Here is a 25,019-nt window from a genome sequence, read left to right as displayed (position 1 = left end):
TCCTACTCCCCCTTTCTGCCGCCAACGGTCATTTCAGACACCCGTATCATCGGTTGACCGCAATTCACCGGAATGCTGCCGCTCAATGATCCGCACATGCCTTGTCCGTGATCCAAATTATCGCCGACCATATCGATTTTTTGCAAGGTCTCGATTCCTTTTCCAATCAACGTCGCCCCTTTAACAGGCTCTTCTATCTTCCCGTTGCGAACGATATACCCTTCATTGACGGCAAAGTTGAATTCGCCGGTCGCTGTATTTACAGATCCGCCGCCCATGTACTTCGCATACAGCCCGTATTCGGTATTGGCGATAATCTCCTCGGTTGTGGAGTCCCCCGCAGCAATAAACGTATTGTTCATTCGAGAGGTAGGCGCAAATTGATAGGACTGGCGCCGTCCGGAACCCGTGGATGCCATTCCCATTTTGAGGCCGCCCAATTTATCGATCAAGTAGCTCTTCAAAATCCCGTTCTCAATCAGCACATTGCGCTGTGTGGGAGCTCCCTCGTCATCTATATTTAATGACCCCCAAGCATTCGGTATCGTTCCATCATCAATCGCCGTCACGAGCGGCGACGCCACCTGCTCACCCAGCTTATCTGCAAACACGGAAGCCTTCTTCGCCACGGATGTCGCTTCCAATCCATGCCCACAAGCCTCATGGAAAATGACACCGCCGAAGCCGTTGTCGATAATGACCGGCAGCTTGCCGCTTGGCGCGTACTTGGCATTAACCATCGTCGTCGCTATACGAGCTGCTTCCCGAGCATAACGCTCAATGTCCATTGTCTCGATAAACTCCATGCCAGCGTATGCGCCAGGTCCCAGATAGCCGGATTGCTTCGTTGCGCCAGCTTCCGCGATTGCATTGAATCCCATACGTGTATAGGTACGGCAATCTTCGACAAGCAAGCCTTCAGAATTAGCGATGCATACGTTTTGCACTGAGTCTGTTAATGTGATGGATGTTTGCGAAATTACTGGACTATAATCCTTCGCTGCGGAATGCGCGCGTCTCATCCACTCTATTTTGCGGGCTTTGGCGAAGTAGCTAGGATTGAATTGAATGACGTGCTGATTCGGAATCGTCGTTCTTCGCAAATCAATCGTTATATCCTTCACCTGTCCACGAATCGCTTGCGCCGCGGATGTGGCGACTTTAATCAGATTGTCCTCGCTGCAATCGTTCGTATAGGCATACACGGCGAATAAACCGTTAATAATTCGAATGCCTACACCATAATCACGGCCTGATAGGGCGCTTTCCACAATGCCCCCAATCATGCCCAAGCTGTTGGCTGTTTTGTCCTCCACAAATACTTCTGCAAAATCCCCGCCTGTTGCCAGTGCGGCTGTCAACATATTCTCGATTAACGCTGGATGCAGCATGTTCATCCTCCTAGCTTAATGATGATTCTGTTTTGGAACATACGTATGTTCAGCAAAACAAGAAATTTCAACAAATGGTTGATGCAATGGTCCAGAATGATGCTTCCATAGCCGCGATTTTGATAATCCGGATCCACTACCATATCACGTATGTACGTTCCGCTTATAATATAAGCACCAATTAAATTTTGATTAAGCCAAAATGAACGCACCCCTCCCTTCGCATCATAATGACGAAGTTCTCCCTGAACTCGTCAGGCTGACTGTGATAATAGTCAGTTCTCCAACCATTTTCTTTGTTTAACTCGTAAATAAGGAATCGTCACCGTTTGACATATAGCTCTATAAAATTTCGTTATAAACCTTGTTATTCCTTCATACTTCGTAAACATCGTTAAATATAAACATCCCGTGCAGAGTTAATCTTCACGCCATGTGATTTCGCGTTTTCACCAAATCGGCGAAGGTTGGAGACACCCGCTAAAGAATAATGACCGACCGATAATTGATGTCCAGAGACATCACCGACGCCAGTACCTCGGACTCCTTTTTTTTAATACGGCTTCCATGGGAGATGCCGATTACAAAAGAAGACTTTATTCAACAGCGGCTGATTTAGTATGGAAAGCATGGACAGAATCAGAAAGAATAACAGCATGGCTTGCTCCGGCGGCTGAGATTGAACCCAAAAGGGAAATGGTCGACGTAGAGCTTGAGCCTGCCAGCAATGGCACGATGGTTACGCTCAAACACGCAGGTTGGCAAGATTCAGAGGAATGGCTAGCCGCAATAGAATGGCACATTCAGGCTTGGGAACAAATGTTAGCAAGCTTAAAATCCAACATGGAATCAGATAACGGAGTGCTTTGTTGCAAATAAATTGAAGCTATGACGTGCCATGCGGAGAAAACAGACTAAGCCGAGCAAGGTCTTCCATTTTTGTTTCCAATATCATTATATTGAAACCGCTGTTAAGCGTCTCTATAATGGCAAAGGAAAGGAGGAGAACGCAAATGAAAAAAATTCTACTGCCTTTTCTGTTAGCCGCAATTGGCTTGACAGCCGTTCTGCCATCGTCGATGGCCGTTGCAGCCCCTGCCCCTACGATCCAATACGGAAATAATAGTGGTGACGTATGGGATATCCAGTTTCGTTTACAAATGCTAGGTTACTATAACCAATCGTTGGATGGCAGGTTCGGCAACGCTACAACGCAAGCCGTACGCCAATTTCAACGAGATTACGGGTTAAAAGCGGATGGCATCGCCGGTCCGCAGACGTGGCGGGTATTGAAAAAGGTATCGGTCAATGCCGATGAACTGACCATGCTGGCGCGCGCCGTGCACGGCGAAGCCCGCGGCGAGCCTTATACCGGTAAAGTGGCGGTTGCGGCGGTTGTATTGAATCGCATGCAGTCTCCCCTGTTCCCTGACACGGTGGCTGGCGTCATTTTTCAGCCGCGGGCATTTACAGCGGTTGACGATGCCCAATACTGGTTGAAGCCTGATGAAATTGCCTATGCCGCGGCATGGGATGCCGTGCGCGGCTGGGATCCGACCAACGGAGCGCTCTACTATTTCAACCCGGATACCGCCACTTCCGCGTGGATCTGGACCCGTCAGCAGACGGGGAAAATCGGCAAACACATCTTCGCCGTTTAAGTGCGATTATATATGATTCCGCATCTCTCATAACGGATGCATCCTCTTGTCTTGGGGGCGGGCTGGTTCGAATTATTGGCGGACCGGACCGCCCCTTTCGTTTTCAACCTTGTCCGACCTGTTCCATTTACCTTACGTGCATCTTCCCAGCGGACTCTGCACAATAACTTGTCCCCTAACGGGAATGATCCGTTTCCTATAAGAATACATATCTCTTGAAGGCCTATAGAGCCGATGTAAATGACAATTCTCACGAAGGAGTGATTGCGTCTTGTCACGGGTCCAAATAAGTCCGAAAGTAGAAGCGTTTTTGCAGGGCACCAAGAAGCTGTACATCAATGGAGAGTGGGTCGATTCCGTCCAGAACAATGTATTCTCATCCATCAATCCGGCCACGGGGGAAGTGCTCGCGGTCGTCTCAGAAGCCAGGGAGGAAGATGTGGACAGAGCGGTCAAAGCCGCTCGCGACGCATTTGACCAAGGAGAATGGTCGAGAATGAGCGCTGCGGATCGCAGCCGCCTCATCTATAAGCTGGCCGACCTCATTGAAGCGAACAAGCAGGAGCTGGCCGAACTTGAAACGTTGGATAACGGCAAACCGCTGCGGGAAACGTTGGCAGCCGATCTACCGCTCACAATCGAGCATTTCCGTTATTATGCCGGTTGGGCGACCAAAATTGTCGGACAAACCATTCCTACTGCAGGCAACTTCCTCACCTACACAAGACATGAGGCCGTCGGGGTTATCGGGCAGATCATACCGTGGAACTTCCCGCTTCTCATGGCGGCTTGGAAGCTGGGCGCCGCCCTTGCCACCGGCTGCACCGTCGTCCTGAAGCCGGCGGAACAGACCCCGTTATCAGCCCTGTACCTGGCTCAATTGACGCAAGAGGCGGGATTCCCGCAAGGCGTCATCAACGTCATCCCCGGCTTCGGGGAGACGGCGGGCGCTCCGCTCGTGCGGCATCCGCATGTCGACAAGATTGCCTTCACCGGCTCTACTATCGTCGGCAAATCCATCATGCGGCAAGCCGCCGACACCGTCAAAAAAGTGACGCTTGAACTGGGCGGAAAATCGCCGAACATCATCCTCCCAGACGCCGATCTGTCCCGAGCGGTGCCTGGCGCCTTGCGCGGCATTACGTTCAACCAGGGGCAGGTGTGCTCGGCAGGCTCGCGGCTCTACGTGCAGAAGAAATTGTACGACAACGTGGTTGCCGATATGGTGTCGGAGGCGCAGCGCATCCGAGTGGGCACCGGCCTTGATATGGATACGGAGATGGGACCGCTCGTATCGTCCGAGCAACATGACGTTGTGAAGCGTTATATCGAAGCAGGGAAAGCGGCAGGCGCGGAATTGGTGACCGGCGGCAGAGTCCCGCGCGAGCAAGGCTACTTCGTCGAACCGACGATATTCGCGCACGTCGATCCGAAGATGACGATCGCCCGCGAAGAAATCTTCGGGCCTGTAGTAGCGGCAATGCCGTATGATACGCTCGATGATCTGATTGAACAAGCCAACCATTCAGATTACGGTCTGGCTGCAGGCGTGTGGACGGAAAATCTGAAAAATGCGCACTATCTTGCTAGCAAGCTGAAAGCCGGCACCGTCTGGGTGAACTGCTATAACGTGTTCGATGCGGCCGCCCCGTTCGGCGGTTATAAACAATCGGGCCTTGGCCGGGAAATGGGCTCCTACGCGCTTGACAACTATACCGAAGTGAAGACGGTGTGGGTGAACATGGACTAGTAACTCCCCTACTCCACCTTCACATGAATGCGGGATATGGCATTGTAGCCATATCCTTTTTTATTCCAGCTTGCTGCCGCGGGCTGAATGTTTCCATACGAATCTCTTGCTCTGCATAGAATCGTATATTCGCCTAGTTGAGAGACGTCCCATCTATAAGTCCACAGGATCCAGGCATAGGGCTGGTTGGGCATTCGATGCAGGTCTGCTCTGACCCAGCTTTCCCCGCCATTCAGGCTAAGCTCGACACTGGTAATGAGTCCCGTACCCGTCCATGCGATTCCGCAGATTTGGATGGTTCCGGTATCGTGCAGACTCCTATCCAAAGGGAATTGGATGGTGGAGTTGACATGGACCAACGTAACGGGAATCTTCCCTTCATCGCTGTCCGTACCAGGTTCATAGACATAATCGACAACCTGAAAAGGCCCGGTGAAGCGCGCATCGAGGACGGTAATGCTCCGCAGCCATTTGACTGAGGCCATCGCGTACCATTGCGGAACAATCAGCCTCAGCGGATAGCCGTGCTTGTATGGTATTGGCTGTCCGTTAAGTTCATAGGCGACTAACGTATCCGGATGCAATGCCTTATCCAGAGGAAGGCTCCGGGCATACGGATACGTGCCTGCCATGTCTGTCCGGGTCCCGCAATCTCGTCCCGCGAACACAACCTCCCTGGCCGTCGGCTGCAATCCGGTATAATACAGCAGGTCTCTCAAAGGGACTCCTTTCCACATCCCCTGGCTAATCGCCCCCTCTTCCCACTGGATTCCATACACCTTGGGCTTGAAGCGCGCCCGTTTGTTGCCGCTGCACTCCAACGCAACGGCTATCTCTTTAGACGGCATGCTTAACAAATCTCGATAATGGAACGTCATCGAGTTCCGGACTTCTCCGTCAATCGTAACCGCCAAGGATTCCTCCGACAACACGGGATAAGGGAAATGATTTCTTATATAAAAGAAGCCTTCCGGCGTAACGGCTGCGGGCGAAAAAAAATGGATCGGACTTTCCTGATTTTCCGGCATTAAGGACCGGGTAATAAGATGCGGCTCGATATGCGGCCAGCGCAAGGCAATCACCTTCCAATTATATGGGTAGTGTTCATGTATATAGACTTGAGGTCTTGTTTTATTCGTGAAAAAAAGACACCCATGTCCGAGGTTCCCCTCGGACAGAGTGCCCAGCCAGCTACTATTGCATGACTCTCATTTCCCAAAATTGTCCCTTTTCATTAATATAAGCAGTTACCGTCGGCCGTCCCTTTTTCGTAAACGTATATTCCCAATGCTTGACTTTCACCTCATAGCCGGTCAGATCCAGATCGAAATGCTTTTTCGCCATCGGCTTGGCGGCGTTGATTGCCTTCTCTTTCGTGTAATATGGTTTGGCGAACGCTTTCTGGACATCTTTCGGCGCATAAAATTTGTTCAGCAGCTTATCATAGGTGACAGATCTCAGCTTCCCTGACGAATTGCCGATCCCGACTCGGGAACCAGCCTGATCCTGAAAATCGATCGTCTTGTTGAACTGGTTGTAATCGTAGAGGCTGACATGTGCTTGCTTACGCAGCTTGGAGGCGCCCGGCAGCTTCTTCATCGCTTCTTCCGCCGCTGTGACAATTTTTTGGTCGACTTGATCGGACGTTGTCAGTTTCCCCATAGAACTGACCTTTTTTGTCTTTGGATCGATGTTGCCATAGTAATCGTCATCCTCTGTTTCTCCACCGGAAAAGCTAAACGTTTCAAGTCCCCGATCATCTTTCGTGTAAGAAATAAAGTTAGGGGGCGTGAATTCACCCTTCAGTTCCAGAAGCCCCCACTTTTCTTGGATCTCTGCCTGTAAAGCTTTATCCGACTCCTCGAACTTATATGTTCTGTTTGCTGACAACCCTTTAATTTCTCCAGTTTGCTTGTCAACCTTTACATGATGCCCTTGCCCGGAAGTCAGCGTCCACTCGCCTTTATCTGCACCAACACCACTTTCTCCCGTTATGCTGACTAATTTCACTTCTTGTCCCGGGTCGAACTTCTGCAGCGCCTGAGTCGCTTGCTCGATAATTTTCGAATCCAGCTTCTTGAAGGCCTGCTGGAACCGCTCCTCCATCTCTTTCATTTCTTTCTCAATCTCTGCTTGACTGGCCGCATATGCAGGCGCATGTCCGGGAAGCAGCGGGAAAGCGGACAGCAGCAGTCCTGCAATAACAGTGGATGCAAGCATCGTTTTGTACCTTTTCATTTGAATCTTCCTCCTTGTGGAAATTACCTATTCCCTGATTAGATTGGGCAACCCTTCCTCCGGTTCCCTGTCCAACTGGATATTTTTATACGGATTGTCATTCGCTTTTCGTTTATTTGATTTATTCTTGGTGTTATCTCGGCCCTTTTTCGCATAACAAAGGGCCCTGGGACAGATGCCTGTCTCAGGGCCCGGTTCATAATCAATAAGCACGCAGGATATGGAGCATATACTCTTTTCGGTTCAACGGATTATAGTCCGCCCGCTTTCTCGTTGGATATTCGCCCTCTATTTTTTCAAATTTGTACGGGTTCGCCATAAACACGCCTTCGCCTTCCGTGAACGAGTGTAGACTCCGCTTGAATTCCTCCGTCGCTGCCACTGGGAGCGTCCCTGTCAACAGAAACGAAGCTTTACGCTGAACCGGTTCCTTGAATATAGCCTTTAGCCCTGACAATTTATGCATCGCCTTGCTGATCGCATGTTCGGGAACACTCAGTTCGAACTCGTTGATCGGTTCATATACGTCAGTGCCTGCTTGGGACAGTGCCTCCATTAACACAAGCGGCGTTAACTTCCTGAAGTCTCCGGCTACCGTTACCGGACTGCAGTAGCCCGAGTGTGTCAGCGTAACGACAATATCAGTGACCTCCCACCCGTATAAACCTTGTGCAAGCGTTGCACATACGGTATCTTCGATGGCCTTGTGGAACGCCAAGGGCAGCGAACCAAGTTCCACGCCTAGTCTATAGGTCACTCCGCTACCAGTTACGCCGGGCTCCACTTGGAAGCCTACTGTAGCATAAAAAGGATTTTCTGCCGCTCCCATCACTTCTGCAGCCTGTCCCGTTCCTTTTGGCTTTTCGATACAGACGATTCTTGTCTCTGAAAACGAGACGTCCACCTGATATTTTTCCTTAAGGGTCGTCTCAATCACTTCTTTTTGCACTTCCCCGAACAGGCGGACATAGATTTCATGATGGAAGTCGTCTTTCAGCACTTCGATTAACGGATCTTCTTCTGACAAGTCTACCAGAGCTCGATATAACCGGTGCTCCTGCTCCTTCTGCTTGGCTTCGATACGTGTTTCCAGCTGCGGGGAGGCGAAATGGATATCTTTGATTTTGTCAGACCACTCACCCACAACATCCCCGATTTTAATGTTCTTCAATCCCCACACTTTGCAAAAATCGCCGGCTTCCACGGTTTGTGACGGAATGGACTTCCCTTCACTGAATAGGTACAGCTTTTTGATTTTGTCTGCGTGCGTTTCAAGTGTGCCGTCCTTGTTTTTCCGGCTTACATTCACATATTCTCTTACGATCATTCTTCCTGAAAACACTCTGACGTAAGCGATCTTTTCTCCCGATGGTTCCTTCTCCATTTTAAAGACGACCCCGGATAAGGGCACAGCTTCTCTGGCTTCATTCACCGGAAACAGCTCTGCCACCCCCGCCAACAGTTCGGACACGCCAATTCCCGTCATGGCAGATCCAAAAAAGACCGGATAAAGCTTCGCATCCCTAGTTTGCTGCATCAAGGCTAGTTTTACTTGCTCTTCCGATACTTGCTCCCCGTTCACGCAAGACTCAAGCAAAGCTTCATCATTCCAAGCAGCCAGCTCGATGCATCGCTCCATAAAATCTGGATCCGTATCGTTGTTAAAGCAGTGTTCAACAATGAACGCCTGCTTCGTGCCGATGTTTTCAGCTCTGTATAAAGGGATCACGTTCGCTGTCAGTTTTTCTTGAATGCACTTCATGATCCCGTCGGATTGCGCACCGCTCCGGTCTATCTTGTTCACGAACAGTATCGCAGGAATTTGCAGCTTCATTAACACCGACATTAAAATTTTGGTCTGGGCTTGAATCCCTTCCACAGCCGATATGACCAGAACCGCTCCATCAAGGACGCTGAAGGAACGCTCTACTTCCGCGATGAAGTCCGCATGTCCAGGCGTATCAATAAGATTGACCTTCAAATCGTTCACAAAAAACGAAACGACTGACGCCTTGATCGTGATCCCTCTTCTTCTTTCCAGCTCCATCGAATCGGTTTGGGTATTCCCTTTATCAACTCGGCCAACTTCATCTATGACATTCGTTACATAGAGTAAACGTTCAGTCAGGCTCGTCTTTCCTGCGTCTACGTGCGCAACAATTCCTATATTCATTGTTTTCATGAATTAAAATCCTCTTTTCTCCGTTCATAGTAAGCTCCTCTCGTGTTATATTGCGTTGCCGCATACCAATCACGCTCCAATCAGTTTATTTACACCCATTATATAACAAACTATTTATAGTTGTCACAGATGACTGCACGGAACCCTTACAATGATGTAAGAGTTCTATCACCTAATTGAATGTTGTCTTGAGCAACAACCCACTATAATGGAATCAAACAATACAACACAAAAAGGTGATGACATGAAACGAAGTATCGCAATGCTAGTTATTTTAGTCGTATTTGCATCCATTTTAGCCGGCTGCAACTTTCAACGCATGGGGAAAGATATTTATTATGTTCAGATTACAATGGATGGACAAAAAGAAGAGACTACAGACGATAAAGACAATCCATTTACAACCTATAAATATTCTCTGCCTGCCTTTGACGAAGAAGGAACCGAAAAAACAATGGAATTTACGGCGCAAAAAAACTTGCGTAAAGAAGCATATTTGCGTGTGTACTACTCTAGCAAGAAGGGCGTAACCTCCTGGGAAGAAGTGCAGAAGGACGATCTGCCTGCAAAAGTGAAAGAGAAGCTTGAGTCCGAATAGTTGAAAGAACGACAAAGAGACAGTAGAGTCTACTCTTAGGAGTATGAACCAACTGTCTCTTTTCTGTATGGAACAAGGTCAAGCTCCTATTTACTTCGGCTGCGCTTGGCAAGCTCGCTTCGCGTCATCGTTTTCATTCCGTCTGCTCCTTGCCGTCAGTAGTTTTACAGTTCAATGAAAACTGTTTGCTTATTACAGTAAAGCGCAAAGGAAACAAACACTATGAAATGTTGGGATATTGATGTGCCCCCACTCGGATGTTCATAGCAGATGCCTTCCTAGCAAAATCTTCACATGCTCAGCCATTAGTTGCGGCGGAAAAGGCATTCCTTCCTTAATCCACCATTCCACCAAACCTACGAAAGCTGAACCAACAAATGGAATGACGATATCTTTGTTTAACCCCTTATTTATTGCACCGTCTATATTCACTTCCTCATGCAGCCCTTGGAGGATAACATGAAGGAACCGTTCATGAAAATACGAGGTCCCCTGATTCACTAACATAGTCGAGTAGAATAAATAATTCCTTTCGAAGTATTGAAACACAGGCAGAAAAGAATCCATCAGCTCAATGCTTCCTTGCTCCTGATCTGACGCTGAACATACTTCTAAGAGTTCTTCAAGCTGAGCTTCGATACATTTATCCAATAAATCATATTTATCGACATAATGAAGATAGATCGTTCCTCGGTTCATATTCGCCCGGTCCGAAATATTTTGGATCGTAATGTCCTCGAATTTTTTTCTGACATCAGTTCAATAAATGCGCTCGTAACCGCTTCCCGAGTTTTAAGGATTCTTCGATCTACTTTGGACATGGCGAGGTCACCACACTTCCTAGAAAAAGTAACAAACATATTTCCATCGTATTGTTCCCTAATGAACAAGAGTAAATGATTTGACGATTGAATATGTCATGCATGAATCTATAATAATAGACATAAATTGATTAATCAACAGTTGTTCATTATATTGAGAGGGGAAAACAGAGAATGACAGACACGATAAAAAACAAAGTAGCATTAATTACAGGCGCAACAGGAGGAATCGGGAAAGCGACAGCTATGACACTGGCACGTAAGGGCGCGCAGGTCGTCATCAGCGGTCGTCGGGCTGAATCAGGGAATGAAGTCATGGAGGAAATCGTTGCTCAGGGTGGAGATGCTTTGTTTGTCCTTTGCGATGTCAACAAGGAAGAAGAAGTTCAGAGATTAATAGAGACAACGGTTTCTCAGTACGGGCAATTGAATATTCTGGTCAATAATGCCGGGATCAGCTTAGAAACTGTGCCGCTTGCCCAGGCAGACGGAAATAACTTTCAGCAGATGCTGCAGACGAATGTGATGGGTGTTTTCTATAGCATGAAATATGGAATTCAACAAATGTTACAGCAAGACCAAGGAGGGGCCATTGTCAATCTGGCTTCTATTGCAGGTCTGCATGGTATGCCTTACACAGGTCCCTATACGGCAACCAAACACGCAGTCGTCGGTCTGACTAAGACTGCAGCTCTTGAATACGCAACCAATAATATTCGAGTGAATGCGGTAGCCCCAGGGGCCATTAAGACGGATATCATCGCGAAATCCATTGACCACGGCACCTTTGATGAAGATATGATTAATCGTATGCATCCGATGATGCGTATGGGGCATCCTCAAGAAATCGCCAACGGTATCATCTGGTTGTGTTCGGATGAAGCATCTTTTACCACAGGTTCCATTTTAAACATAGATGGTGGATTTAACGCTAGATAGCATCTAATCCCCTAAAAATAGAGCACAGATCACAAAAATAATAGGGAGCTCATGATGAGCTCCCCAGAGTGTGAAACCATACGTCCACTTGGCCTGAAGTATTTCCATGGATGGCTGGGATCGTATATAAAAATGATCCGCATTGTCAAATTTCTGTCAAGCTTGTTCGGCAAGAGCCAGGCCAGACTGTCCATACATACCTGCATAGTAGGATCTGCATGCAAGCAAGCTCTGATGGGTGCCTTGTTCCACAACCGATCCTTGTTGGATGACAAATATCACATCGGCATTCTCAACGGTGCTCAAGCGGTGGGCAATCAGAATGGTCGTGCGGCCTTTCATCAATTGATTCAAGGCTTGCTGTACCCAGTACTCTGATTCGGCATCCAATGCCGATGTTGCCTCATCGAGCAGCAATATCGGAGCATTTTTGAGCAATGCCCGGGCAATCGCAATCCGCTGCCGCTGTCCGCCGGACAAAGACGCTCCGCGCTCACCCACTTGCGTCTGGTATTGCTCGGGCAATTCCTGAATAAAATTGTGGGCATAAGCAGCCTGAGCCGCGGCAATCACTTCCTCCTGTGAAGCTTGCGGATTGCCATAACGGATGTTGTCTTCAATCGTTCCGCTGAACAAGAAAGCTTCTTGCGGCACATAAGCAATCCGTTGACGAATCTCTTCCAAGGTATAATGTCCGAACGACTTGCCTTGAATTAAGATCTCGCCGCTGTCAACGGGATAGAAGCCCAGCAACAATTTAATCAAGGTGCTTTTGCCGCTGCCGCTTGCACCCACAACAGCCGCCACTTGCCCGGGGAGCACTTGCAGGGACAAATTGCACAGCACCGGGCTGTCGGATTGATAGGCAAACTCAACGCAATCAAATTCCACCATTGCCTCCGAATCACGGTCGCTTGCCACAGAGCCGATCCGTTGCGGCTCCTCCTGCTCCTCCAGCATTTCTTGAATCCGCTGCGCTCCTGCCAACGAATTTTGAATCAAAGACATGGTTGTTCCAATGTTCATGAAGGAATGCGTCAAATGAATTTGCAAGACGGCCAGGGCCGCAACGGCCCCCATGCCAATGATGCCATAGCTATACAGCAAGCTGCCAATAACAATGATTCCGCAAAATGTAATGTAGCTTACAAAATGATTGACGGCTGCCAGCACGCCTTTTTTGTGGGCGATGCGGCGGGAAAGCTGCGTCAGCTTCTCGTTCATGGCTCCATACTGAGCATATACCGGACTAATGTGGAACAATTTCACAAGCTGGATGCCCGCGATAAAGTCTGAAAATTTCTCTGTCAGCTTGGCTATAGAATGAAGAGATTGATCATACATCGCGCGAACGGAGCGCACAAAACGCGTGCTTATATAAAAGGAAACGAGCAAAATCAAAAGGGAAGCGCAAGCAAACTGCCAATGAATGATAAACATCATAATGATGGATCCAATGCTAATCATGATATCCAGCAGCAGAGCAAAAAAGATTCCGCAATACGTCACTTCCAGGGTGGATACATCGTTATTTATCCGTGATAGGAAATCTCCATTATGCGTCCGCTCCAAATGATCGGCCCGAAGCTTGCACAGCTTATGATAGAGACGTTCCCTGATGTCGACGATCGTCAGTTCCACGCTGCGACGAAACAAATAAGTGAATCCGGGTGAAGTCAGGTTCAACAGCAAGATCGAGCCTCCCAAAATATATAGCGCCTGAAACATAAGGGAAGTATCTCTTGACCCTGCAAAATCTACTAAACTCTGGACAACTAAGGTGAATGACAGGATAAACAAGGTGTTAACGAGCCCGCCTGCAATCATGCCAACATAATACTCAACTTTGCGTCGTGTGCTCATAAAGTCCATCATATACTTGATTTCCTTCACATAAGCTAACATCCCGGCGGTTTTCACGTATAGGCCACCTCCTTGCTTCCCATTCGATCCGTTTCGAATTCCTGATGGTACAAACGGGCATAAGAGCCCTTTTTCTCCAGCAGCTTAGCATGATTCCCTGCCTCTTCGATCCGCCCGTCCTCCATGACCCAGATCTCATCCGCATTCTGAATGGTAGACAGCCGATGCGCAATGACGATGGTCGTTCTCTCCTTCATAAGAACGTTCAACGCTTCCTGAACCAGTGATTCAGACTCCGTGTCCAATGCGGAAGTGGGCTCGTCCAACAGCAGGATGGGTGCATCCTTGAGCAGTGCGCGCGCAATGGTGATACGCTGACGCTGCCCGCCAGATAGCAGCGCTCCCCGTTCCCCCACGTCAGTCTGATATCCTTCCGGCAGCTCCATAATAAAGGAGTGTGCGTTGGCTGATTTTGCAGCTTCGATCACTTCATCCATCGAGGCATTCTCCCGCCCGTAAGCAATATTATCTGCAATCGTCCCGCTGAACAAATAGGAATCTTGGGTAACGACCGACAAATGGGAACGCAGTTCCTTCGGATTGCAGTCGCGGATCGATTGGCCAAATACATCGATCTTCCCGCCATCAGCCTGCAGGGGATAAAATCCGCAGAGCAGCTTTATCACAGTGCTCTTCCCCCCGCCGCTGGCTCCCACCAACGCTACAGTCTGCCCTTCCGCTACCGTGAAGCTCAAATTGCGCAGCAGAGGGGAACCACTATTCTCGTATGCGAAATTGACGTTGTGAAACGCGATGGGAGGCTGAGCAGTTCTCACAATGCAATGTCCCTCTTCATTCTCGATGGGTTGATTCATGATTTGGGCCGCTCGTTTTAAAGCTCCGGTCATCTCAAACGTATTCGTAATGAGCGTCGGGATGTTCTGCAATGGCTCCAAACACAAATTCAGCAAGTAAAGAAAGGCAATCAGTTCTCCCGTGCTGAACAATCCTTTCGATATCAAATAACTTCCGTATAGAATAGCGAACACGATCGGACTGATCATGAGCGTGAACAGCACGGGAGTGACTATCGCCTCGCGTTTATTTACGGCCAACCTCTTTTTCAGCGTCAGCAGAAGCAGGGATTGATACGATCGGAACAGGATTCCCTGCAGCAAATAGCTTTTGACCAGCGGCATGCCACTCAATGTATCCTGTAAAATGACATTCATCTGGCCCATGTTTTCCTGTGCTTCTTCCGTGAGGCGCTGCAGCTGCTTGCCTACCCATTGCGAGACGAACAAGGAAACGGGAACAAGCAACAAGCTGAGCAGCACAAGCTCCCATCGGATCCACAGCAAGTAGCCAAAGCAGCCAATAAAAAGCAGGGGATGATAAAACCATTCCGCCACATCGCGAATCATAAATTGATTGATGATCTGGAGGTCATTAGTCACCCTTGACACCATATCGCCCGAGTGTTTCTTTTCCAAATAATGAACAGGCAATTTGCCGATGTGCTTCATCATCTGGTTGCGTAGGTCCCTCATGGCTTGAGCGCTGCTTTTTTCGATGCCGTACACCATGAAATATTTCGCGGGAACTCCAATTGCAATGACGATAAATACGGTATATACAATGCGGGCGACCAACTGCCCGTCCCCGTTGCCGGCATTGGTCGTTAATTGTTCGATTAAGCTGCCGGTCCATATCTCAATAATCGCGGCCGCAACAGCAGAGATGATTCCGACGATCATCCAGCCCATATGGGGTTTTACGAATGACGATAACCAGCGGGCTGATTTCCATAGGGTCAACACATCTTTTCGTTTTCGCAGTGCCACTCATTTGTCTCCCCTTTAAACCATAGTCGTGACGGAACTCCCCAACGAACCGCCTGCATCATCAACATGCGCAGGTGTGCAGGCGGTATATGAGGATGACATGTATTATAGGTTACGTTGGACAAGCAACATCGCTGCTATCGCGATAACACCTCGTGGACGCCGCGCGTTTGCTCGATGATTTGATGGACGACCGCGTGAATCACTTTCACGTTATGCTCTATGAATCCAGGAAGCAGCACATCCTCATGGACACCAATGAGTCGATGCTCGCAATAGGCTTGCCGGGTTGCTCCATCCCATAATGCAGAAGTAACATTATCCGGTCTGTCTGCATCGGAATCCTCCGCAATCAATGCATGAATATTCGCCTCAACCGCGCCCGTATTCACGAGCTGAGATCCATACGTCCAGTACGCGCGCATCTTATGCTTGACCCGTTCGCGAATCAGAGGATTGCTGAGCAGCTGCATCTCCTGTTCACCCACCGCTTCAAGCATTTGATCGATATCGCTTTCGAACTCGTCCACCGTCTGAGCGGCCAGCTTCCGCGTGGAGTCGAGCATAATAATATCCGATACGCGGTACCCTCTCTTTTCCATTGCTTTGGCAATTTCGAACGTCAGATTGCCTCCCAGCGAATATCCGAGCAGCACATAAGGAGACTGAGACTGAATGGCAACGACCGCGTCCACATACCGGTCCAGCATGTCCTCGTAAGATTCGGCATCATCAATGAAATCAATTCCGTATAGGATGCAGCTGTTTTCCATTTGCTTCGCCAGTTCCAAGTAACTTAACCCATACCCGAAGCCGGGAGGCAAGCAAAATACGTTTACAAGACCATTTTCATTTAATTTCGTGAACTGGCTGCTGCTTTTCTCCTCGTACTCGACTTTTACGATCTCATAGGCCATCGCTTCCACTGTCGGGCGCTGAAACACGCTATGGAGAGCGATTTCCGCGCCCAATTCGATGTAGATTCGATGTATCAGCTGCATCAAGTTAATCGAGTGTCCGCCCAACTCAAAGAAATTGTCCTGCACGCCGATTTTCTCGATGCCCAGCACCTCCTGCCAGATCTGTGCCAACTGAGCTTCCTGCGTCGTGCGCGGGGCCACATATTCCGTCCCTGTCATCAAGTGATCCTCAGGCGCAGGCAGCGCCTTGCGGTCTACCTTACCGTTAGGTGTCAGCGGCATCCGATCCAGTTGAACGAAGTGCAGCGGAATCATATACCCTGGAAGCTCTTGCGCTAGAATGCCTCTCAGCTCGTTGGCCGGCAGCGGTCGATCCGCCACGTAGTAGGCGCATAACCGCTTCTCACCGCTGTCGGATTCCCGGGCGATCACGGTCGCCTCCTGAATGGGCTCCACTCTCAATAGATGCGTTTCTACCTCGCCAAGCTCAATCCGGTAGCCGCGTATTTTCACCTGATCGTCAATCCGCCCCACGTACTCGATGCTCCCATCCGGCAGCCATCTTGCCAGGTCGCCCGTCCGGTACATCCGCTCCCTCGGCGCGAATGGATTGTCGACGAACTTCGCTGCCGTCAAGTCGGGACGGTTCAAGTAGCCTCGGGCCAGTCCGTCTCCTGCTATGCACAGCTCCCCAGCCACTCCGATCGGCTGCAGATCGTTCTGAGCATTGACGATATAAATGGTCGTGTTGCTGATCGGGCGTCCGATCGGAACGGTCACGGCATCCTCTGCCACTTCATTCACATCGTGGCATGTGGCAAATACCGTGCTCTCCGTTGGCCCGTACACATGCTTGATTTTGCCCGGCCCAAGCTGATAGAGCGCTTTGCGGACGTGAGAGATGGACACGCGCTCCCCGCCGAACAGTATGGTGCGGATATGGCGCAAGCAGTCTGCTTTCATGTCAATGAGGATGTTGAAGTACGCCGTTGTGATGAACATCACCGAAATGCGCTCGCGTTCGATCAAGCCTGCCAACTTCCCTACCTCCAACAGCGTCTCCTGCGGGATGAGGACCAGCTTGGCTCCATTTAACAAAGCACCGTACATATCAAAGGTCGATCCGTCGAAAGCATAATTAGATAACTGCAGCACGTTGTCCCGTTCGCTAAAATCAATGTAGCTCGTGCCTTGCACGACCCGCACGATGTTGCGATGCGTCGCCAAATTCCCTTTTGGCTTGCCTGTCGTCCCCGACGTATAAATGACGTAGGCCAAATCGGCAGGACCGTTATTCTGTTCCAGATTCGAATCGTCCGCACTGTAAGAGTGTTCGTCATCCAACAGGACGAACGAGGCTTGCACCGGGATTCTCGACTGCAGTTCATGTTGCGTCAGTATGATTTTGGTCCCGGAGTCCTCCAACATGTAGCGGACTCGCTCTTCCGGATATTCCGGGTCGATCGGCACGTATGCTCCCCCGGCTTTTAGAATCGCCAGAATTCCAACTATCATTTCCAGAGAACGTTCAGCCATAAGACCTACCAAGCGATCTGCTTGCACTCCCTTGGTTCGTAATGTCCTTGCCAGTCGGTTCGCCCGCCCGTTCAATTCGCGGTACGTCATTCGCTCGTCTCCGTACACAATAGCCGCTGCGTTAGGAGTCCGTTCAACCTGCTCCTCGAATAGATGCTGAATCGTCTTCTCGCGCGGATATTTCGTCCCCGTGTCATTGAACACCCCGATAATCTCTTCTCTTTCTTGAGCGGACATCATGTTCAATGTTGAAAGTTGCGCGCGGGGGTCATGTGCAATTGCTGCAAGCAACTGCTTGAAATGCAGCATCATCCGCTCCACCGTATCGCGCTTGTACAAAGCGGTTGCATATACCAAGCCGCATAGGATGCCTTCTTCTCCTTCTTCGGCATGGAAAGTCAGGTCGAATTTGGCCGTCATATGTTCATTCGGATACGATTTTAATTGGAGGCCTTCGATTTCGATGCCCCCCTGCTCTGCATTCTCGAGACTGAACATCGTGTCGAACAGTGGATTCCGGCTTAAGTCCCGCGATACGCGCACCTTTTCTACCAGATCCTCGAATGGATAGTCCTGGTGCTCGAAGGCGCCCAAGGTTGTTTCTTTCACTTCCGCCAGGTAGGATAGAAATGCCTTCTCGCTTGCGGGATAATTGCGAACCGCCAATGTGTTGACGAACATCCCGATGAGCGGCTCAAGATCGCCATGGCTTCTGCCCGCAATCGGTGTCCCCACGATGATGTCTTCCTGTCCCGTATACTTATGCAGCAGCGTAGTGTAGGCTGCCAGCAGCACCATGTACAAGGTGGAACCTGTGTCTGACGCCAGTCGGCGCAATTGTTCGCTCAGATGCGGATCGATTGTGAATAACGCGACGTCTCCATCAAATTTTTGAACAGCGGGGCGCACATAATCAGTCGGCAGCTCTAGTACCGGCAATTCTCCTTGTAAACGCTCCAGCCAGTACGCTTCCTGACGCTGCAACTCCCCGCTGCGATCTTCGGATTGCTGCCATACCGCATAATCCTTATACTGAATGCGGAGCGGCGGCAAATCCTCGCCCGCATAGAGCCTAGCGAACTCATCCACCAATATCCCCATCGTAACGCCATCTGAAATGATATGATGCATATCGAACATCAGAATATGCCGCTCCCGCTCTATTTCGATAAGTCCTACCCGCAATAGAGGCCGCAGCTTCAGATCGAAGCTGCGGACAAAGCGCTGTACGAGCTTCTCTGCTTCTTCTTCGTCCGCCTGCACGTACTCCACTGTCAAGCGCGCATCCCGATGTATCCGCTGGACCGGTTCTCCGTTCACCATCTCGAAGCCGGTGCGCAGCGCCTCGTGCCGCGCAATCAGCTGCTGGAAAGCCCCGTCGAATCTAGTGCGATCCAGCGGTCCTTCGAGGGTGATGACTCCCGGCATGTTGTAGCTCAGCTCGGCCCCTTCCAATTGGCTCACGATATACAGGCGTTTCTGGGCCGAAGACAACGGGTAGACGTCTCTTTCCTCAGCCAGCGGGATCACGGCATATTCCTGCTTTTTCATCCCGGCTATCAGTTCGGCCAGCTCCTCAATCGTCGGGTACCTGAACACATCCCGCAGCGGCAGATTGATGTGCATTTCCTTGAACACCTTGCTTGCCAAGGTCGTCGCGCGCAAGGAGTGCCCGCCCAAATCGAAGAAATTATCCTTCACGCTAACGTCCGGCAGACCCAGCACCTCTTGCCAGATTCGGGCCAGCTGCGCTTCCAGCGACGTGCGCGGAGCTACGAACTCTGCTCCAGTATGTGCGCTTCCTTCTGGAGCCGGCAGCGCTTTGCGGTCGATTTTGCCGTTCGGCGTCAACGGCAGCCGCTCCAGTTGGACGAAATACGATGGGATCATATACCCCGGAAGTACTGCGGCCAATGCTCTCCGCAGCTCGCTCACCGTCAGCTCGCGTTCGGCGACGAAGTACGCGCACAATGACTTCTGTCCGCTAACGTCTTCCCGCGCGACGACAACCGCTTCACGGATGAACGGCGTTTTGAGTAGTTGGGTCTCCACCTCGCCGATCTCGATCCGGTAGCCCCGGATTTTCACTTGATGGTCGATCCGCCCCAAATATTCGACGTTGCCGTCCGGCAGCCACCGGGCCAAGTCGCCTGTCCGGTACATTCGCTCGCCCGGAGCGAACGGATTGTCGACGAATTTCTCCGCCGTCAGGTCCGGCCGCTTCCAATACCCCCGGCCTACGCAAGGTCCGCCGATATAGAGCTCGCCCGTTATCCCGACCGGCAGCAAAGAATGGTGTTCATCCAGAATGTACATCGTCACACCCGGCAGAGGTTTGCCGATTGGCACCGTTCGCAGCCCTTCCGTGCTCGCCTGCTCGAAGTAGCAGGAATCGATGGTCGTCTCCGTTACCCCATAGCTGTTGACGATCCTCATTTGCGAACCGAATCGTTCCAGCAGCTTCTGGAATTCTTCCTTCGGGCAATGATCCGCCCCCACGACTGCCAGCTTCATGCTGCTGATGTCCAGCTTGTTCTCGTATACATATTCCATCAGCGGAATGACGAGCGACGGAGTGACATCGAACATCTGAATCCGATGCTTGCGAATGAGCTCGTAGATTTCGGCCGGGTTCGCCCTGGACTCTTCCGGACATAAAATGAGTTCACCCCCATGCAGCAGCGCGCGGATCAGGTCTCCCGAGAAAACATCGAATGAAAAGCTCGCCCACTGCATCCAGCGCATGCTCTCTTCCTGCAAGCCGTATTCGCGCTCCCACGCGGCCGACAAGACTGCCATCTGTCTGTGCTCGATCATGACCCCTTTCGGCTTGCCCGTCGTTCCGGAGGTATAGATGACATAGCTCAGATGCTCCGGCTGATTCACCCGTTCCAGATTGGAACCGTCTGCGCCGTAGAACGCTTCTTCATCCAGCATGATCCTTCTGCCGGAGAATGCGGCCCGCGCTTGCAGATGGCGCTGGGCCAGCAGCACTTGCGCGTTCGAATTGTCCAGCATATAGTGAATCCGATCCTCCGGATATTGCGGGTCAATCGGCACATAGGCTCCGCCGGATTTCAAGATGGCCATAATGCCCACGATCATCTCCAGCGAGCGATCAGCCATGATGCCGACCAGTTGTTCGGGCTTCACGCCCTCGGCCCGCAGCGTGCGCGCCAGCCGGTTCGCCCGTTCGTTCAGCTCCCGGTACGTCAACTGCTTGTCCTCATGCACGACCGCAATCCGATCCGGCGTGCGCTCCACCTGCTCCTCGAACAGTTCCGGCACCGTCTTCTGCTGCGAACGCCCTGCCTCCGTATCGTTGAACACATGCCGAATCTGCTCCTCTTCCTCCTCCGTGAGCATGCCGAGCGAAGCCAGCAGCGCCTCCGGCTCGTGCGCAACGGCTTCAAGCAGCCGCCCGAAATGCTTCGCCATTCTTTCTATCGATTCCGGTCGGTATAGCGCCGTGGCGTATTCCAGACTGCACGCCATCCCTTCCGCGCCTTCCGCCACGTCCAGGCTCAGGTCGAATTTCGCCACCTTGTATTCAGCCGGGTACGGCTTCAAGCGAAGCCCTGCGAGCTCAAAATCCTTGTCGTCCATATTCTGCAAAGCAAACATCGTATCGAACAGCGGATTGCGGCTCAAATCTCGCGTGACCTGCAGCTTTTCCACCAGTTCTTCGAACGGGTAATCCTGATTCTCGAAGGCGCCCAAGCTCGTTTCTTTCACTTCTTCCAAGTATTCCAGGAACGTCTTAGAGCCTGCCGGATAATTGCGGATCGCCAGCGTATTGACGAACATGCCGATAAGCGGCTGCAAATCGCCGTGCGTTCTGCCCGCATTCGGCGTCCCCACGATAATGTCTTCCTGGCCTGTATACTTATGAAGCAGAATCGTATAGGCAGCAAGCAGCACCATGTACAATGTCGTTCCGCTCTCGGCCGCAACCCCGTGCAGCGCTTCGCTTAGCCGAGGATCGATCGCGAATTCGAAGGTATCCCCTTCATAGCTCTGGATGGAAGGACGCGCATAATCCGCCGGCAGTTCCAGCACCGGGAGCTCTCCGCCAAGCGCCTGCAACCAATAACTCTCCTGCTGCTTCATGAGCTCCTGCTGCGGCTCGGACTGCTGCCATGCGGCATAATCCTTATACTGAATGCGCAGCGGCGGCAGTTCCTCGCCCCCGTACAAGCGGACGAACTCCTCCACCACAATTCCCATCGACACGCCGTCGGAGATAATATGATGCATGTCGTACATCAGAATATGCCGATCCTGATCCAGCTCGATCAGCCCCACTCGCAGAAGCGGCGGCTTCTCCAGATCGAACGGGCGAATGAATGAGCGAACGACGGCTTCGGCTTCCTCTTCGCTCGCCTGCATTATCTCTACCGAGAAATTCACTTCGCGGCATACACGCTGCACCGGCTCGCCATTCACCATCTCAAAGCCGGTGCGCAGCGTTTCGTGGCGCCTGATCAAGCTGCCGAACGCCTCCTCGAACCGATTCCGGTCAAGCTGTCCTTCGAGGAGCATCACCCCCGGCATGTTGTAGCTCTGCTCTGCCCCTTCGAGTTGATGCAAAATGTACAGCCTCTTTTGCGCCGAAGATACCGGGTACCAATCCCTTTCATCCAGCAGCGGAATCTGTCTGTATTCCTGCCGCTCCATCCCGTCAATGAGACGTGCCAGCTCTTCAATGGTCGAATGACGGAAGATATCCCGCAGCGGCAGGCTGACATTCATCTCCTTATGCAGCTTCCCGGCGAGCGTCGTCGCACGCAAAGAGTGTCCGCCAATCTCGAAGAAACTGTCCTTCACGCTGACCTTCTCAAGTCCGAGCACCTCTTGCCACAGTTGCGCCAGCTTGGACTCCAGCGGCGTCCGCGGCGCGACATGCTCTTTTCCGGTCATGATGAGGCCTTCCGGCTCCGGCAGCGCTCTGCGATCGACCTTTCCGTTCGGCGTCAGCGGCATCTGATCGACCTGCACCAAGTGTGTCGGGATCATATAGGCCGGCAAGTCTTGCGACAGCGCTGCCCGCAGATCACCCGCCATCAGCTCTGCATGCGCTGTATAGTACGCGCACAACATCTTCTGGCCGCTTTCGTCCGGCCGCGCGATTACGACTGCGTCCAGCACCGATTCCACTTTCAACAGATGCGCTTCCACCTCGCCAAGCTCAATCCGGTAACCGCGAATTTTCACTTGATCATCGATTCGTCCCACGTATTCGAGCGTTCCATATGGCAGCCATCTCGCCAGATCGCCTGTGCGGTAGAGCCGTGTTCCCGGCACGAAGGGGTTATCCACGAACTTCTCAGCCGTCAGCTCCGGACGATTCCAGTACCCTTGGGCCAGTCCGTCTCCTCCGGTGTACAACTCGCCGACCACTCCTACCGGAAGCAGCTTGCCTGCTTCATCCAGCACGTACACTTGCGTATTGGCGATTGGACGTCCGATCGGAATAGAGAGCCGCTCCATATCGGCGGCGGAAATCTCGTGGCAGCAGGTAAAGGTCGTATTTTCCGTTGGACCGTACCCATTGACCAGACGAATGTCCTTATACCGCTCCAGCACTTTTTTGGCATGCGTTTGAGAGACGACATCTCCACCCACCAACAATTGCTGGACTCCTTGCAAGGCTTGAAGTTGGTTCTCGACCATCACGTGGAAGAGTCCTGCCGTTAACCACAGGATCGTCACTTGATACTGTTGAATGGCCTGTGTCCACTCGGTCAACGATAGATTCCCCGGAGGCAAAATGGCCAGCGCAGCTCCATTCAGCAAGCAGCCCCAAATCTCGAACGTTGCCGCATCGAACGATATCGTCGAGCCTTGCAGAAATACGTCCTTGCTGCTGATGTCCACATAATTGGCAGCGGCAACGAGCCGGACCACCCCTCGATGCGTGACGCAGACTCCTTTCGGAATTCCCGTCGATCCAGATGTATAGATGATGTAGGCCACATCGTCCGCAGTCCCTGCCGCATCCGTCAAGTTCGGCCAGCTTCCTTCCAGAGCCGTCTCGGCCGCTGCATCGAGCAGGACGGAATCGATGCTGTTCGGCATGCTGGTCTGCAGATGCGCCTGCGTGAGCAGCACGCTGATTGCCGTATCTTCCAGCATGGCGTTAATCCGTTCCTCCGGATAGTCAGGATCGAGCGGAACGTATGCCCCGCCTGCTTTGAGGATTCCCAGCAGTCCGATCACCATCTCCAGGGATCTCTCTGCGCTGATGCCAACCAATGTGCCCCGTGCTACTCCTCGTTCCCGCAGGAGATGGGCAATGCGATTAGCAGCGGCATTCAGTTCCGCATAGGTCAACCGTTTGTCCTCGAATAGCGCCGCCACCGCATCCGGCATTCGCTCCGCTTGCTCCTCGAACAGCTGGTGGATTGTCTTCTGACGCGGATATTCCGTTCGCGTATCGTTCAGAATGGCAAGCAGATGATGCTGCTCATGCTCGGACAACAGCTCCACTTTTCCGATTTCTAGCTCCGGTTGAAACAATACGACCGACAGCAGGCGGAAGAGATGAGCGATCATTGATTCGACATAGTCCGAACGGTATCGATTATCATCAAAGCTCATGCGTAATTGAATGCGGTCATTTACGAATTCAAATTGAAATGCGGCTTCTGCGGCTGCGCTTTGTTCCAATGAAGCAGTATGTATGTTTGTATAGGAAACGAGTGTATTCACGATAGGCAATCCTTGGGGATCCACTTGTAAATTCAATTGCCGAAACATTTTACGGAAAGGAAGGTGCTGATGCTCAAGCGCCTCACTGACTGACGCTTTGATTTGCCCTAACAACGATTTGAACGTGCTTTTACTGTTCACATTATTTTTAATCACCAGAAAATCATGGATAGGCGGATGCTCCCCATGTAACGCCGTATATGCAGGCATACCTACCAACACATTTTCGTGATTGGTATATTTATAGAGCAAGCTTGTCACTCCTGCCAATACGATCATGTACACGGCCATATCCGATCCGTTCGCCAGGGTGATGATTCTCTGTGACAACTCAGGCGGCAGTGTGCGATTGATGACGCCCATGGCGTTTACACGCCCCATATTGTTATTGGAGGAATTGCTATATGGAAGAACGCTTATACTGTCTTCGGAATCAAATTTCTCGTTCCAATAAGCCTCTTCCTTATCAAACACCGACTTCATTCGTAAACATCCCCTATCCTACTGTTTTATTGAAAAGACCGGGAGTGTGCGGCCCAATTTAGAGCGAACACACACTCCTGGA

At 51.1% G+C, this 25,019-nt stretch carries 13 protein-coding genes and 1 pseudogene; 5 read left to right on the top strand and 9 right to left on the bottom strand.

The window, feature by feature from the left end; genetic code table 11:
- Positions 1-2: 2 nt before the first annotated feature.
- A complete protein-coding gene (locus tag M3650_RS18280; RefSeq protein ID WP_251576828.1) occupies positions 3-1,391 on the bottom strand; it encodes a TldD/PmbA family protein in 1,389 nt (462 codons plus the stop codon).
- A 2-nt stretch (positions 1,392-1,393) separates the two neighbouring features.
- Complete coding sequence (locus M3650_RS32650; protein ID WP_369011131.1) at positions 1,394-1,603, bottom strand: GNAT family N-acetyltransferase; 210 nt, start codon at positions 1,601-1,603, stop codon at positions 1,394-1,396.
- Positions 1,604-1,958: 355 nt separating this feature from the next.
- Between M3650_RS32650 and M3650_RS18275 the strand changes: the two genes are divergently transcribed.
- The 3 genes from M3650_RS18275 to M3650_RS18265 all read left to right on the top strand — a co-directional run bounded on the left by M3650_RS18275 (position 1,959) and on the right by M3650_RS18265 (position 4,802).
- Positions 1,959-2,270 (top strand): SRPBCC family protein, encoded by a 312-nt coding sequence (locus tag M3650_RS18275; RefSeq protein WP_251576827.1) that lies wholly within the window; start codon positions 1,959-1,961, stop codon positions 2,268-2,270.
- Positions 2,271-2,404: 134 nt separating this feature from the next.
- A complete protein-coding gene (gene sleB / locus M3650_RS18270; protein ID WP_251576826.1) occupies positions 2,405-3,052 on the top strand; it encodes a spore cortex-lytic enzyme in 648 nt (215 codons plus the stop codon).
- 271 nt (positions 3,053-3,323) lie between these two features.
- Positions 3,324-4,802, top strand: a complete 1,479-nt coding sequence (locus M3650_RS18265) for an aldehyde dehydrogenase family protein (RefSeq protein WP_251576825.1) — start codon at positions 3,324-3,326, stop codon at positions 4,800-4,802.
- Positions 4,803-4,810: 8 nt separating this feature from the next.
- On the opposite strand, the gene M3650_RS18260 is transcribed toward M3650_RS18265, so the two are convergent.
- The 3 genes from M3650_RS18260 to M3650_RS18250 form a co-directional block, all read right to left on the bottom strand.
- Positions 4,811-5,830: a sulfite oxidase gene (locus tag M3650_RS18260; RefSeq protein WP_251576824.1), complete on the bottom strand. Its 1,020-nt coding sequence runs from the start codon at positions 5,828-5,830 to the stop codon at positions 4,811-4,813.
- Between the two features lie 166 nt (positions 5,831-5,996).
- Positions 5,997-7,040 (bottom strand): hypothetical protein, encoded by a 1,044-nt coding sequence (locus tag M3650_RS18255; RefSeq protein WP_251576823.1) that lies wholly within the window; start codon positions 7,038-7,040, stop codon positions 5,997-5,999.
- A 202-nt stretch (positions 7,041-7,242) separates the two neighbouring features.
- Positions 7,243-9,222, bottom strand: a complete 1,980-nt coding sequence (locus M3650_RS18250; protein WP_251576822.1) for an elongation factor G — start codon at positions 9,220-9,222, stop codon at positions 7,243-7,245.
- A 244-nt stretch (positions 9,223-9,466) separates the two neighbouring features.
- Here M3650_RS18250 and M3650_RS18245 point away from each other — a divergent pair, with 244 nt between their 5' ends.
- A complete protein-coding gene (locus M3650_RS18245) occupies positions 9,467-9,820 on the top strand; it encodes a YxeA family protein (RefSeq protein ID WP_019421066.1) in 354 nt (117 codons plus the stop codon).
- A 261-nt stretch (positions 9,821-10,081) separates the two neighbouring features.
- Here the strand turns inward: M3650_RS18245 and M3650_RS18240 are convergent.
- Positions 10,082-10,641, bottom strand: a pseudogene (locus tag M3650_RS18240) (TetR/AcrR family transcriptional regulator).
- A 174-nt stretch (positions 10,642-10,815) separates the two neighbouring features.
- On the opposite strand from M3650_RS18240, the gene M3650_RS18235 reads away from it, so the two are divergent.
- Positions 10,816-11,580: an SDR family NAD(P)-dependent oxidoreductase gene (locus M3650_RS18235; RefSeq protein WP_251576821.1), complete on the top strand. Its 765-nt coding sequence runs from the start codon at positions 10,816-10,818 to the stop codon at positions 11,578-11,580.
- A 156-nt stretch (positions 11,581-11,736) separates the two neighbouring features.
- On the opposite strand, the gene M3650_RS18230 is transcribed toward M3650_RS18235, so the two are convergent.
- The 3 genes from M3650_RS18230 to M3650_RS18220 form a co-directional block, all read right to left on the bottom strand.
- The gene (locus M3650_RS18230; protein WP_019421062.1) at positions 11,737-13,500 is read right to left on the bottom strand and encodes an ABC transporter ATP-binding protein; all 1,764 of its coding nucleotides are present in this window, start codon (positions 13,498-13,500) and stop codon (positions 11,737-11,739) included.
- Positions 13,497-15,287 (bottom strand): ABC transporter ATP-binding protein, encoded by a 1,791-nt coding sequence (locus M3650_RS18225; RefSeq protein ID WP_251576820.1) that lies wholly within the window; start codon positions 15,285-15,287, stop codon positions 13,497-13,499. The genes M3650_RS18230 and M3650_RS18225 overlap by 4 nt, the downstream gene beginning before the upstream one ends.
- Before the next feature lie 137 nt (positions 15,288-15,424).
- Positions 15,425-24,937 carry a non-ribosomal peptide synthetase gene (locus M3650_RS18220; protein ID WP_251576819.1) on the bottom strand — a complete coding sequence of 3,171 codons (9,513 nt, stop codon included), beginning with the start codon at positions 24,935-24,937 and terminating at the stop codon, positions 15,425-15,427.
- Between the last annotated feature and the right edge of the window lie 82 nt (positions 24,938-25,019).

It is taken from the genome of Paenibacillus sp. MER TA 81-3 (assembly GCF_023713585.1).
GTDB lineage: Bacteria > Bacillota > Bacilli > Paenibacillales > Paenibacillaceae > Paenibacillus_B > Paenibacillus_B profundus.
Note: the sequence above shows the minus strand (reverse complement) of the source record. Positions and strands in the feature narration are given on the sequence as shown.

Bases quoted from the DNA above. Each gene is read 5' to 3' on its own strand.
- M3650_RS18280 (WP_251576828.1), bottom strand. From the start codon at position 1,391: ATGCTGCATCCAGCGTTAATCGAGAATATGTTGACAGCCGCACTGGCA.
- M3650_RS18275 (WP_251576827.1), top strand. From the start codon at position 1,959: ATGGGAGATGCCGATTACAAAAGAAGACTTTATTCAACAGCGGCTGAT.
- sleB (WP_251576826.1), top strand. From the start codon at position 2,405: ATGAAAAAAATTCTACTGCCTTTTCTGTTAGCCGCAATTGGCTTGACA.
- M3650_RS18260 (WP_251576824.1), bottom strand. From the start codon at position 5,830: ATGCCGGAAAATCAGGAAAGTCCGATCCATTTTTTTTCGCCCGCAGCC.
- M3650_RS18255 (WP_251576823.1), bottom strand. From the start codon at position 7,040: ATGAAAAGGTACAAAACGATGCTTGCATCCACTGTTATTGCAGGACTG.
- M3650_RS18250 (WP_251576822.1), bottom strand. From the start codon at position 9,222: ATGAAAACAATGAATATAGGAATTGTTGCGCACGTAGACGCAGGAAAG.
- M3650_RS18245 (WP_019421066.1), top strand. From the start codon at position 9,467: ATGAAACGAAGTATCGCAATGCTAGTTATTTTAGTCGTATTTGCATCC.
- M3650_RS18235 (WP_251576821.1), top strand. From the start codon at position 10,816: ATGACAGACACGATAAAAAACAAAGTAGCATTAATTACAGGCGCAACA.
- M3650_RS18220 (WP_251576819.1), bottom strand. From the start codon at position 24,937: ATGAAGTCGGTGTTTGATAAGGAAGAGGCTTATTGGAACGAGAAATTT.